10 protein-coding genes are annotated in these 12,357 nt (G+C 72.5%); 6 read left to right on the top strand and 4 right to left on the bottom strand.

The window, feature by feature from the left end; translation table 11 throughout:
* Positions 1–15 precede the first annotated feature (15 nt).
* Positions 16–261 carry a DUF1918 domain-containing protein gene (locus H7827_RS26600; protein ID WP_432747618.1) on the top strand — a complete coding sequence of 82 codons (246 nt, stop codon included), beginning with the start codon at positions 16–18 and terminating at the stop codon, positions 259–261.
* Between the two features lie 24 nt (positions 262–285).
* Here H7827_RS26600 and H7827_RS26595 read toward each other — a convergent pair whose 3' ends face one another.
* Positions 286–1,542, bottom strand: a complete 1,257-nt coding sequence (locus H7827_RS26595; protein ID WP_432747617.1) for a glycoside hydrolase family 10 protein — start codon at positions 1,540–1,542, stop codon at positions 286–288.
* Positions 1,543–1,813: 271 nt separating this feature from the next.
* Here H7827_RS26595 and H7827_RS26590 point away from each other — a divergent pair, with 271 nt between their 5' ends.
* Positions 1,814–4,057: a xyloglucanase gene (locus tag H7827_RS26590; protein WP_432748058.1), complete on the top strand. Its 2,244-nt coding sequence runs from the start codon at positions 1,814–1,816 to the stop codon at positions 4,055–4,057.
* A gap of 155 nt (positions 4,058–4,212) precedes the next feature.
* Entirely contained in the window at positions 4,213–5,073 is an 861-nt protein-coding gene (locus H7827_RS26585) for a 3-hydroxybutyryl-CoA dehydrogenase (RefSeq protein ID WP_386540512.1), read from the top strand.
* A 21-nt stretch (positions 5,074–5,094) separates the two neighbouring features.
* Here the strand turns inward: H7827_RS26585 and H7827_RS26580 are convergent, their stop codons facing one another.
* The gene (locus H7827_RS26580; protein ID WP_262833829.1) at positions 5,095–6,066 is read right to left on the bottom strand and encodes a Ku protein; all 972 of its coding nucleotides are present in this window, start codon (positions 6,064–6,066) and stop codon (positions 5,095–5,097) included.
* Between the two features lie 40 nt (positions 6,067–6,106).
* On the opposite strand from H7827_RS26580, the gene ligD reads away from it, so the two are divergent.
* The 3 genes from ligD to H7827_RS26565 all read left to right on the top strand — a co-directional run bounded on the left by ligD (position 6,107) and on the right by H7827_RS26565 (position 8,464).
* A complete protein-coding gene (gene ligD, locus H7827_RS26575) occupies positions 6,107–6,985 on the top strand; it encodes a non-homologous end-joining DNA ligase (protein WP_046722779.1) in 879 nt (292 codons plus the stop codon).
* A gap of 26 nt (positions 6,986–7,011) precedes the next feature.
* Positions 7,012–7,896 (top strand): ABC transporter substrate-binding protein, encoded by an 885-nt coding sequence (locus H7827_RS26570; protein ID WP_432747616.1) that lies wholly within the window; start codon positions 7,012–7,014, stop codon positions 7,894–7,896.
* Between the two features lie 88 nt (positions 7,897–7,984).
* Positions 7,985–8,464, top strand: coding sequence for a nitroreductase family deazaflavin-dependent oxidoreductase (locus tag H7827_RS26565; RefSeq protein ID WP_386540518.1), 480 nt, complete (start codon positions 7,985–7,987; stop codon positions 8,462–8,464).
* Between the two features lie 71 nt (positions 8,465–8,535).
* Here the strand turns inward: H7827_RS26565 and pheT are convergent, their stop codons facing one another.
* Both pheT and pheS read right to left on the bottom strand, forming a co-directional pair.
* Complete coding sequence (pheT, locus tag H7827_RS26560) at positions 8,536–11,067, bottom strand: phenylalanine--tRNA ligase subunit beta (RefSeq protein ID WP_432747615.1); 2,532 nt, start codon at positions 11,065–11,067, stop codon at positions 8,536–8,538.
* Positions 11,067–12,203: a phenylalanine--tRNA ligase subunit alpha gene (gene pheS / locus H7827_RS26555; protein WP_030727342.1), complete on the bottom strand. Its 1,137-nt coding sequence runs from the start codon at positions 12,201–12,203 to the stop codon at positions 11,067–11,069. Before pheS ends, pheT begins: the two co-directional genes overlap by 1 nt.
* Positions 12,204–12,357 lie beyond the last annotated feature (154 nt).

The raw sequence follows: 12,357 nt of genomic DNA, 5'->3' as shown, positions 1-12,357 counted from the left end.
ACGGGAGGGAAGGCGATGCAGGCGAGAGCGGGCGACCGGATGGTGACCCACGGCAGAACCGTGGGCCAGGAGGACCGGATCAGCGAGGTCGTGGAGGTACTGGGCGCCGACGGCGCGCCGCCCTACCGCGTCCGCTCCGGGGACGGCCACGAGACCGTGCTGTCGCCGGGGCCGGACACGGTGGTGGAGCACACGGCGCGCGGGCGGACCGGCGGCCGGGGCAAGGGCGGCCGGCGCCACTGGTGGCCGGGCCGGACCTGAGGGTGGCCGCCCCGGCGCGGCACCTCAGGCGCGGTAGTGGTCCTCGAAGACCCGGGTCATCGCGCCGATGGGATTGCGCACCACGTGCGCGGCCGAGTAGAAGGCGTTGCCCCCCACCGCCGGGAAGTCCTCGCACAGCGTGATGTGGCGGGAGAGTTCCGCGGGGTCCTGCCAGGCGTCGGGCTGCGCGGCGTCACCGCACTTGTACAGGGCCTCGCCGATGTACAGCGCGACCCCGGTGCCCTCGGCGACATCGGCCCACCAGCGCACCAGCGTCTCGTAGTCCGCCGCGTCGTAGCCGATGTTCCAGTAGAGCTGCGGCAGCACGTAGTCGACGCGGCCCTCCTTGACCCACGTCCGTACGTCCGCGTACAGATCGTCGTAGGTCTGCACCCCGCCGCGGGTGTCGGAGCCGAGCGGGTCGGTGGACTTGTTGCGCCACACCCCGAACGGGCTGACGCCGAACGGCACTCCCGGCTTGAGGTCCGCGACCCGCTCGCGCATCTCCCGCACCAGCAGGTCGATGTTGTGCCGCCGCCAGTCGCCCAGGTCCGTGAAGTCCCCGCCGTGCTCGGCGAAGGCCGCCGCGTCGTCGAAGGTCTCGCCCGCCACCGGGTACGGGTAGAAGTAGTCGTCCCAGTGCACGCCGTCGATGGCGTAGTGCTCCACCGCGTGGCACATCGCGTCCTGCACGAAGGTCCGCACCTCGGGCAGACCGGGGTTGTAGTACATCCGCCCGCCGTACGTCACCACCCACTCCGGGTGGGTACGGGCCGGGTGGTCCTTGGCCAGCGCGGAGGGGTCGGCGTGCATGGCCACCCGGTACGGGTTGAACCACGCGTGCAGTTCGAGGCCGCGCGCGTGTGCCTCCTCGACCGCGAACTCCAGCGGGTCCCATCCGGGGTCCTTGCCCTGGGTGCCGGTCAGCCAGTGCGACCACGGCTCGTACGGCGAGGGCCACAGCGCGTCGGCGGTGGGCCGGACCTGGAAGAAGACGGTGTTCAGATTCCACCGCTGCGCCGCGTCCAGCAGGTCGGTCAGCTGCTCCTTGGCGTCGGCGGCCGGCGCGCCCTGCCGGGGCCAGTCGATGTTGGCGACGGTGGCGATCCACATGCCGCGCAGCCCGTCGGCCGCGTTGCCCGGCCCGGCCGCGCCCGCCGCGCCGTCCTCGCGGCGGGCACCGCGGGGCCCGCCGCTCGCCGATGCCTGGGAGAACGTCAGCACCGAGGCCAGTACCCCGACCGTCGCGGTGCCGAAGACCCTGCGGCTGACTCGTCCCACTGGACTCCCCCTGGGGTGTCGTTCCTGCGTACTGAGCTGCCCGCCGTTATGCGTATCACCGCCGGACCCGCCTCGTCCAAAAGCCTTGCCGTGATCCGCCCGTGACACACCCCTTATGCGAACACCATTCGACGGTTAACATCTGCGACACGCACAGCTGGGAGCGCTCCCATCGCTTGATCACGTCTCTCCACCCCCCATACCGCCCGCCCGGCGGTCTTGTCACACAAGGAGCGCTCACGTGCGCAGATGGAAACCGGTGACGGCGATCATGGCCGGCCTCGCAGTGGCCGCGGGACTCCTCACCACGGCCGCCCCCGCGGCCTCCGCCGAGGATGTCGGCGCCCAGGCGTACACCTGGAAGAACGTCCGGATCGGCGGCGGCGGCTTCGTCCCGAGCTTCGTCTTCAACCGCTCCGAGCCCGACCTGGTCTACGCCCGCACCGACATCGGCGGCGCCTACCGCTGGAACGAGCAGGGCCAGGAGTGGATCCCGCTGCTGGACTCCATCGGCTGGGACGACTGGGGCTACACGGGTGTGGCCTCCCTCGCCACCGACCCCGTCGACCCCGACCGCGTCTACGCGGCCGTGGGCACGTACACCAATGACTGGGACCCCGAGAACGGCGCCATCCTGCGCTCCTCGGACCGGGGCCGGACGTGGCAGCGCACCGAGCTCCCCTTCAAGCTCGGCGGCAACATGCCCGGGCGCGGCATGGGCGAGCGGCTCGTCGTGGACCCCCACAACAACAACGTCCTCTACCTGGGCGCCCCCAGCGGCCAGGGACTGTGGCGCAGCACGGACGCCGGCGTGACCTGGCATAAGGTCACCGCCTTCCCCAACCCCGGTGACTACGTCCTCAATCCGGATGATCCGGGGGGCTACGAGAGCGACATCATCGGCGTCGTGTGGGTGACCTTCGACCCCTCCACCGGCTCCCCCGGCTCCACCACCCAGACGCTGTACGCGGGCGTCGCCGACCTCGACGAGAGCGTCTACCGCTCCACCGACGGCGGCCGGACCTGGTCCCCGGTGCCGGGCCAGCCCACCGGCTATCTCCCGCACAAGGGGGTACTCGACGAGGAGACCGGCGACCTCTACGTCGCCACCGCCGACAACCCGGGCCCGTACGCCGCCGAGGACGGCGAGGTGTGGCGGTACGGCACGGGCACCGGCCAGTGGACGGACATCTCCCCCGTCCCGGCCGGCGGCGACCGGTGGTTCGGCTTCTCCGGGCTGACCGTGGACCGCCAGAACCCGGGCACCGTGATGGTCACCGGCTACAGCTCCTGGTGGCCGGACACCCAGATCTTCCGCTCCACGAACGGCGGCGACAGCTGGACGGCGGCCTGGCAGTGGGGCAGCTATCCGCAGCGCGACAAGCGGTACACGATGGATGTGTCCGCGGTGCCGTGGCTCACCTTCGGCGAGAACCCGCAGCCCCCGGAGGAGACCCCGAAGCTGGGGTGGATGACCGAGGGCATGGAGATCGACCCGTTCGACCCGGACCGGCTGCTGTACGGCACCGGCGCCACCGTGTACGGCACCACCCAGCTCACGAACTGGGACCGGGACCAGACCTTCACCGTCCGCCCGTTCGTCAAGGGCCTGGAGGAGACCTCGGTCCGTGACCTGATCTCCCCGCCCTCCGGTGCCCCGCTGCTCAGCGGCCTGGGGGACATCGGCGGCTTCCGGCACACCGATGTGGACCAGGTGCCGGCGATGATGTTCCGCCAGCCCAGCTTCGGCACCACCAGCAGCCTGGACTACGCCGAGCTGGCGCCGAACATCGTGGTGCGGGTCGGCACCCACGTCGGCGACGGCACCGATCCGCTGATCGGCTTCTCCACGGACAACGGCGCCCACTGGTGGTCGGGCTCGAGCCCGGGCGGTGCGGGTGGCGGTACGGTGGCGGCCGCCGCCGACGGCAGCCGCTTCGTGTGGAGCCCGGAGAACACGGGCGTGCACCACTCGGTGGGCTTCGGCAACTCCTGGAGCGCGTCCCAGGGCATCCCGCAGGGCGCGCGGGTGGAGGCGGACCGGGTGGACCCGAACCGCTTCTACGGCTTCCACCAGGGCACCTTCTACATCTCCACGAACGGCGGGGCGACCTTCACCGCCTCCGCCGCGCAGGGCCTGCCCGCCACCGGCGAGGTACGGTTCGGCGCCGTTCCCGGGCGCACCGGGGACATCTGGCTGGCCGGCGGCGGGCTGTGGCGTTCCACCGACGGGGGCGCCACCTTCACCCGGAACACCGGCATCGACGCCGACAACATCGGCTTCGGGGCGCCGGCCCCGGGCCAGTCGTACCAGGCGCTGTACAGCAGCGGCGTGGTCGACGGCGTGCGCGGCGTCTACCGCTCCACCGACACCGGGGCCAGCTGGACCCGGATCAACGACGACGACCACCAGTGGGCGTGGACCGGTGACGCCATCACCGGCGACCCGCGGATCCACGGCCGCGTCTACCTCTCGACCAACGGCCGCGGGGTGATCTACGGCGACAGCGCGTGACGGATGGGCGGCGCTGCGCATCACCGCGCACCGTCACCCCACAGGGACCGGCCGTACCCTTCACCGGCCGGTCCCGCCGCGCCCGTCCGCGCCGGGTAACGTCGGGGCCGACCGACCGAACCGTGGACAGGACCGGACCAGCGAAGGGGCACGGTGTGAAGGACATCGAACGCGTCGGAGTGGTGGGCTGCGGCCAGATGGGCGCGGGCATCGCGGAGGTGTGCGCGCGGGCAGGGCTTTCGGTGCGGGTCGCCGAGACCACCGGGGAGGCGCTGGAGCTGGGCCGCACCCGGCTGGTGAACTCCCTGGACAAGGCGGCCGAGCGCGGCAAGATCAGCGCGGAGGAGCACGAGGCGACTCTGGAGCGGCTGACCTTCACCACCGATCTCGGCGAGTTCGCCGACCGTGATCTGGTCATCGAGGCGGTGGTGGAGAGCGAGCCGGTCAAGACCGAGATCTTCCAGGTGCTCGACCAGGTGGTGACCCGCCCCGACGCCATCCTGGCCTCGAACACCTCCTCCATCCCGCTGGTGAAGCTGGCGGTGGCCACCGGCCGCCCGCAGCAGGTGATCGGCATCCACTTCTTCAATCCGCCGCAGGTGCAGACCCTGGTGGAGCTGATTCCGGCGCTCACCACCGGGGAGGAGACGGTGCGCCGCGCCGAGGCGCTGGTGGCCGAGGTGCTGGGCAAGCACGCGATCCGGGCCCAGGACCGTTCCGGTTTCGTGGTGAACGCGCTGCTCGTGCCGTATCTGCTGGCCGCCATCCGGATGTTCGAGTCGGGCGCGGCGACCCGCGAGGACATCGACACCGGCATGGAGCAGGGCTGCGCCCATCCGATGGGCCCGCTGCGGCTGACCGATCTGATCGGCCTGGACACGGTGGCCGCGATCGCGGACAGCATGTACGAGGAGTTCAAGGAGCAGTTGTACGCCCCGCCGCCGCTGCTGCGCCGGATGGTGTCGGCAGGCCAGCTGGGCCGCAAGAGCGGCGCGGGCTTCTACTCGTACGGGTGAGTAAGGGGCCGCCGCCGGACGTCAGGAGGCCCGTTTGCGGGTCGTGGTCTTCTTGGCGGCGGTCTTCTTCGACGTGCTTTTCTTAGCGGTGCTCTTCTTTGCGGTGCTCTTGCCGGCCGTGGCCTTCTTCTTCGCCGGGGACTTCTTGGCGGCGGCCTTCTTCTTGATCGGCGTGACGGTCGCCTCCTCCTGCGGTTCCCCCTCGCCGCGGGCCTGGCGGGCGCTGCGCACGCTGTCCTCCAGGGCCGACATCAAGTCGATCACCCGGCCGCCGGTGGCCGGCCGTTCGGTGATCTCCTCCGGCACCCGGCCCTCCAGCTTGGCGGTGACCAGCGCCTCGACGGCCGCGCGGTACTCGTCGTGGAGTTCGGCCATGTCCACCGAGCCGAGGGTGTCCATCAGGGTGTCGGCGAGGTCCAGTTCGGCGTCCCGGACGGTGACCCGCTCGCCGGGCACCACCCCGGTGGCCGGGCGGATCTCGTCGGGCCACAGCAGGGTGTGCATCCCCAGGACCGCCTCGCCGTCCCCCTCCAGGGCGCGCAGCAGGGCCAGTGTCTCGCGCCCGCGCATGGCGAGCTTGGCGATGGCGCCCTTGCCGCTGCGCCGCAGGGCCTCCCGCAGCAGCGCGTAGGGCTTGATCGCGCCGGTGTCCGGGGCCAGGTAGTAGGAGCGGTCCAGCTGGTAGGGGTCGATGCTGCTGACCGGGACGAAGCCGAGGATGTCGACGGTCCTGGCGGTGGGCAGCGGCAGCGCGGCCAGGTCGTCGTCGGTGAGCTGGACGATGGAGCCGTCGGCCGCCTCGTACGCCTTGCCGATCTCGTCGCCGCCCACCTCCTCCCCGTCCAGCTCGCACACCTTGCGGTAGCGGATCCGGCCGTCATCGGCGGTGTGGATCTGCCGGAAGGACACCGAGTGGTTCTCGGTGGCGCTGACGACCTTCACCGGGATGCTGACCAGGCCGAAGGAGATGGTGCCCTTCCACAGCGATCGCATCGTTCGCCCCTTCCGCCCGCTTTCATGCCATCCTCAGGCTATGCCTGTCGTCGCGGTGGAGGGACGTCGTCTGTCGCTGTCCCGGCTGGAAAAGGTGATCTATCCGGACGGGACGACCAAGGGCGAGGTGCTGCACTACTACGCCGCCCACGGCAGCGCGATCCTGCCCCATCTGCGGGATCGGCCGCTGAGTCTGCTGCGCTACCCGGACGGCCCGGACGGCGAGCGCTTCTTCACCAAACACGTTCCCCAGGGCACCCCCGAGTGGGTGAAGATCTGCGAGGTGCCGCGCTCGGGCGGCGGGACCATGCGGCAGGTCGTCCTCCAGGATCTGGCGAGCGTGGTGTGGGCGGCGAACCTGGTGGTGGAGTTCCACACCCCGCAGTGGCGGTACGAGGAGCCGGGCGTCGCGGACCGGCTGGTCTTCGATCTGGACCCGGGCGAGCCGGCCACGGTCGCCGAGTGCTGCGAGGTCGCGCTGTGGCTGCGCGAGCGCCTGGCCCGGGACGGCCTGGCCGCGTACCCGAAGACCTCGGGCTCCAAGGGGCTGCATCTGCTGAGCCCGCTGCGGCCGGTGGACTCGCGGCGTGCCTCGGAGTACGCCAAGGCGGTGGCCGGTGAGGCCGCCGCCGCGCTGCCGGGTCTCGCGATCGCCACCATGGCCAAGCGGCTGCGGCCGGGCAAGGTGTTCATCGACCACAGCCAGAACGCGGCCCGCAAGACGACGGCCGCCCCCTACACGCTGCGCGCCCGGGCCATCCCTGCGGTCTCCACCCCCGTCACCTGGGAGGAGGTCGCCGGGTGCGCGGAGCCGGAGCAACTCGTCTTCACCCTGCACGACCTCCCGCACCGGCTGGCCGCGCACGGCGACCTGATGACCCCGCTGCTCAACCCCCGTGCCGCCCGCCCCCTTCCCTGAGCCCGCGCAGGCTCTACGGTGGGGTCGTGCGGATCGTCTCCCTTCTCCCGTCGGCCACGGAAATCCTCTTCGCGCTCGGCGCCGGCGACGATGTCGTCGGCGTGACCTTCGAGTGCGACCACCCGCCGCAGGCCCGCGAACGCCGGATCGTGTCCACCAGCGCGCTGCCCGAGGGGCTGCCGCCCGCAGAGATCGACCGGGTGGTCAGCGCACGGATGGCGGCCGGGGAGGACCTGTACCACCTGGACCGCGGGGCGCTGGCCACCCTGGCGGCCGATCTGGTGGTCACCCAGGATCTGTGCGCGGTCTGCGCGGTCGACGTCTCCACGGTGCACGACGCCCTCGACTACCTCTCCTGCCGGGCCGAGGTGCTGACCGTCGACCCGCACACGCTGCGGCAGGTCCTGGACTCGGTGCGCACGATCGGCGAGGCCACCGGCACCCGGGAGGCCGCCGGCCACCTGATCGCCGCGCTGGACCGGCGGCTGGCGGCGGTACGGGCGCGGGTGGCGGCCCGCCGGCCGGTGCCGGCGCTGGTACTGGAGTGGACCGAGCCGCCGTTCGCCCCCGGCCACTGGGTGCCCGACATGGTGGCGGCGGGCGGCGGGCACTGCGTCCTGGGCCGCTCGGGGGAACGCTCCTTCCGTACCGGCTGGGAGACGGTGCGGGCCGCCGGTGCCGAGGTCGTGGTGTGCGCCCCGTGCGGCTTCGGCCTGGGCGAGTCGGCCCGGCTTGCCGAACAGGTCGCGGACCGGCTCCCGCCGGGCGTGCCGCTGTGGGCGGTGGACGCCAACGCCTCCTTCGCCCGCCCGGGGCCACGGCTGGTGGACGGCGTCGAGGCGCTGGCCGGGATCTTCCACCCGGAGGCGGCCGAGGCCCCCGATCCCGCCCTGGCCGTCCGGCTGGCCTGAGCGCCGCGCGCCCCTGCGGAATGACGGTGCCCGCCGCGTACGTTGTGCCGCACGGACACTCTTCAACCGTGTGAAGGGAAGGGGCACCATGCCACTCACCGGCGAGTACGAGCCGAGCACCTCGAAGCTGGTACGGGACCAGGTGGAGCTGTACGAGAGTTCGGGAGGCACCCGGGGAACGACCCTGGCTGAGCTGGTCGGTTCCGATGACGAGCGGCGCCGGGACCTGCCGGTCATCATCCTGACCACCCTCGGCGCGAAAAGCGGCAGGATCCGCAAATCCCCGCTCATGCGGGTGGAGCACGACGGGCGCTACGCCGTGGTCGCCTCGCTGGGCGGCGCCCCCAAGCACCCGGTCTGGTACCACAACGTGGTGGCCGACCCCCGGGTGGAGCTCCAGGACGGCCCGGTGCGCCAGGACATGGTGGCCCGGGAGGTGACCGGCGAGGAGAAGGCCGTGTGGTGGGCCCGGGCCGTCGAGGCGTATCCGGACTACGCCGACTACCAGCGGAAGACGGACCGGGAGATCCCGGTCTTCGTCCTGGAGCCGGTGCCGCAGGGGCACTGACCCCGCACAGCACGGCGGGCCCGGCCGTCACGGAGACGGCCGGGCCCGCCGCGGGCCGGTGCTGCGGGGCGTCACGCCCCGCGCAGCACCGCCCCGGTGCGCTCGACGGCGCTCGCGACCGCCGCCTCGCGGGCGGCCGTCGCCTCCTCCGCCGTCAGCGTGCGGTCCGGGGCGCGGAACCGCAGCGCGTACGCCAGGGACTTGCGGCCCGCACCCAGCTGCTCACCCGTGAAGACGTCGAACAGCCGCAGCGACTCCAGCAGTTCTCCGGCGCCAGCGCGCAGCGCGGCCTCCACCTCACCGGCCGGCACCGAGGTGTCGACCACGAGGGCGACATCCTGGGTGGCCACCGGGAACGTGGAGATGCGCGGCGCGCTCAGCGCCTCGGCACCCGCCCGCTGCAGCAGATCCAGATCGACCTCGGCCGCGCTGGTGCGCTCCGGCAGCCCCAGCGCCTTGATCACCCGGGGGTGCAGTTCGCCGGCGTGCCCGGCGAGCACCCGCTCACCGTCGACGCTCACGTACAGCGCCGCGCAGCGCCCGGGGTGCCAGGGCGCGTACTGCGCGCTCTCCACCTCCGGTTCGGCACCGGCCTCACGGGCCACCGTGCGGGCCGCCTCGATCGCGTCGGCCCAGCCCGCCGGGCGTCCGCCGCCCCACCAGCCGGACCGCTCGCGGGCCCCGGCCAGCACCACGGCGGCGTGCCGGGGCTGATCGGGCAGCGCCGCGTCCAGCTGCGCGATCTCCTCGTCCGAGGGACGGCGGGTCACCGGCAGCCGCACCGGCGTGGTCTCCGTGCCCGTGGGCAGGAACACCAGGCCCGTCTCGAACAGCGCCAGATCGTGGCTGCCGCGCCCGTCGTTGCGGCGCAGCGCCGTCAGCAGACCCGGCAGCAGCGTGGTGCGCAGCGCCGGCTCCTCGTCGGAGAGCGGGTTGACGAGGGTGACGGTGCGGCGCCGGGCGTCGTCCGCCGGGATACCGAGCCCGTCGAGCACCGGGGTGCCGATGAAGGGGTAGTTGAGCGCCTCCACGTACCCGGCGCCGGCCAGCGCCCGGCCCACCCGGCGGTGCAGCCGCTGCCGCGGGGTCAGGCCCCGCCCGGCGGGCGGGCGGGGCAGGGTGGCGGGGAGGTTCTCGTACCCCTCCAGGCGGATGACCTCTTCGGCGAGGTCGTTGGGGTCGGTGAGGTCGGGCCGCCAGCTGGGGACCGTGACGGTCAGCTCGTCGGAGCCGTAGACGTCGCAGCCGACCTGCTGGAGCCGCCGTACCACCGTCTCGCGCCCGTAGGCCACGCCCGCCACCTTGTCGGCGTGGTCGGCGGCGACCTTGATGGTGCGCGGGGTGAGCGGCACCGAGACGTGGGTGACGCCGGGATCGGCGGTGCCGCCGGCCAGCAGGACCAGCAGATCGACGGCGCGCTGCGCGGCGGCGGCCGCGGCCTGCGGGTCCACGCCGCGTTCGAAGCGCCGGGACGCCTCGGAGGACAGCTTGTGCCGCCGCGAGGTACGGGCCACGGTGACCGGGGCGAAGTGCGCGGCCTCGACCACGATCTCCGAGGTTCCGGTGTCCCCGAGCAGCGGGTCGGTGCCGGCTTCCGGCGCGTCCGCGATCTCGGTGTGGGCACCGCCCATCACCCCGGCCAGGCCGATCGGGCCCTGCTCGTCGGTGATGACCAGGTCCTCGGCGTCCAGGGTGCGCTCGGCGCCGTCCAGGGTGGCCAGCTTCTCGCCGGCCGCGGCCCGCCGTACGCCGATCGCGCCGTGCAGCCGGGAGCGGTCGTAGGCGTGCAGCGGCTGGCCGATCTCGAGCATCACGTAGTTGGTGATGTCCACGGCGAGCGAGATCGGGCGCATGCCGGCCTTCTGGAGCCGGCGCTGCATCCAGATCGGGCTGACCGCGTGCGGCTGGACGCCGGACACGGTGCGGGCCACGAAGTGGTCGCAGGCGCCGCGGTCGCCGACCGTCACGGGGTAGCCCTCGCCGTTGGGCGCGGGCACATCCAGCAGCGCCGGGTCGCGCAGCGGCAGCCCGTACGCGGTGGCGGTCTCGCGGGCGATGCCGCGCAGCGACAGGCAGTAGCCGCGGTCGGTGGTGACGGCGATGTCCAGCACCTCGTCGACCAGCTCCAGCAGCTCGATCGCGTCGGTGCCCGGCTCGTGGCCCGGCGGCAGCACGATGATGCCGGAGTGGTCCTCGCCCATGCCGAGTTCGGCGGCGGAGCAGATCATGCCCTCGGAGAGCCGGCCGTACGTCTTGCGCGAGGAGATCTTGAAGCCGCCGGGCAGGACGGCGCCCGGCAGGACGACCACGACCTTGTCGCCGACGGCGAAGTTCCGCGCGCCGCACACGATGTTCTGCGGCTCGCCGGTGCCGTTCGCGTCGCCGACATCCACCTGGCAGTAGCGGATGGGCTTCTTGAACTCGGTCAGCTCCTCGATGGCCAGCACCTGGCCCACGACCAGCGGCCCGGTGAGGTCGGCGCCGAGCCGTTCGACGGTCTCGACCTCCAGACCCGCCGAGATCAGCTTCGTCGCGAGGTCACGCCCGGTGACCTCGGCCGGCAGGTCGACGTATTCCCGCAACCAGGAAAGCGGGGCCCGCATCAGATCTCCATCCCGAACGCCCGGGTGAACCGCACGTCACCCTCGATCATGTCGCGCATGTCCTCGACGTTGTGCCGGAACATCAGCAGCCGCTCGATGCCGAAGCCGAACGCGAAACCGCTGTACTTCTCCGGGTCGATGCCGGCGGCCACCAGCACCCGGGGGTTGACCACGCCGCAGCCGCCCAGTTCGATCCAGCCCTCGCTGGAGCAGGTGCGGCACGGCCGGTCCGGGTTGCCCACGGACTCGCCGCGGCACACGTAGCAGACCATGTCCATCTCGGCGGACGGCTCGGTGAAGGGGAAGTAGTTGGGCCGCAGCCGGGTGTGCATCCCCTCCCCGAACAGCGAGGACACCATGTGGTCCAGGGTGCCCTTGAGGTCCGCCATGGTCAGACCCTCGTCGATGGCCAGCAGCTCGACCTGGGTGAAGACGGGGGTGTGGGTGGCGTCCAGCTCGTCGGTGCGGTAGACCCGCCCGGGGCAGATCACATAGATGGGCGGCTCGCGGTCCAGCATCGAGCGGATCTGCACCGGGGAGGTGTGGGTGCGCAGCACGACGCCGGAGTCCGCTCCGGCGTTCTTGCCGGTCCCGGCCGGGTCCGCGACGAAGAAGGTGTCGTGGGTGGTGCGCGCCGGGTGGTCGGGGGCGATGTTGAGGGCGTCGAAGTTGAGCCACTCCGCCTCGACCTCGGGCCCCTCGGCCACCTCGTAGCCCATGGCCGTGAAGATGTCCTCGATGCGCTCGGAGAGCGTGGTCAGCGGGTGGCGCGCGCCGGCCGGTACCCGGTCGTGGGGCAGGGTGACGTCCACCGCCTCCTCCACCAGGACCCGCTCGTCGCGCTCGGCCTCCAGTTCCTCCTGCCGGGCCTTGAGCGCCTTGTTCACGGCGCCCCTGGCCTGGCCGACCCGCTTGCCGGCCTCGGCCTTGGCCTGCGGGGGCAGGGCACCGATCTCGCGGTTGGCCAGCGCCAGCGGCGAGCGGTCCCCGGCGTGGGCGGTCCTGACCTCGCGCAGCGCGTCGAGGTCGCCCGCGGCGGCGATCGCCCCGAGCGCGGCCTCGCGCGCCCGGTCGATCTCTTCCGGTTTCAGTGCCTCGACCTCGACAGGGTCGTAGGACTTATTGGGTGCCGACATCTCTTCCCATGTTTTCCGTATGGCTGTGCGCTTCACTGCGCTGCGCGCCGGGCCCGGGCCGGCGCGGACCGGATCGGTCCGCCGGTACCTGCTGCGATGCCCCACGGCGTAGTGCCTGCCAGGGGTCGAGTCTAAGGGTGTGCGTGCGGCGAGC

Source organism: Streptomyces sp. JH002, from assembly GCF_050916115.1.
Taxonomy (GTDB): domain Bacteria; phylum Actinomycetota; class Actinomycetes; order Streptomycetales; family Streptomycetaceae; genus Streptomyces; species Streptomyces xiamenensis.
This window is presented reverse-complemented; position numbering and strand designations above follow the sequence as displayed.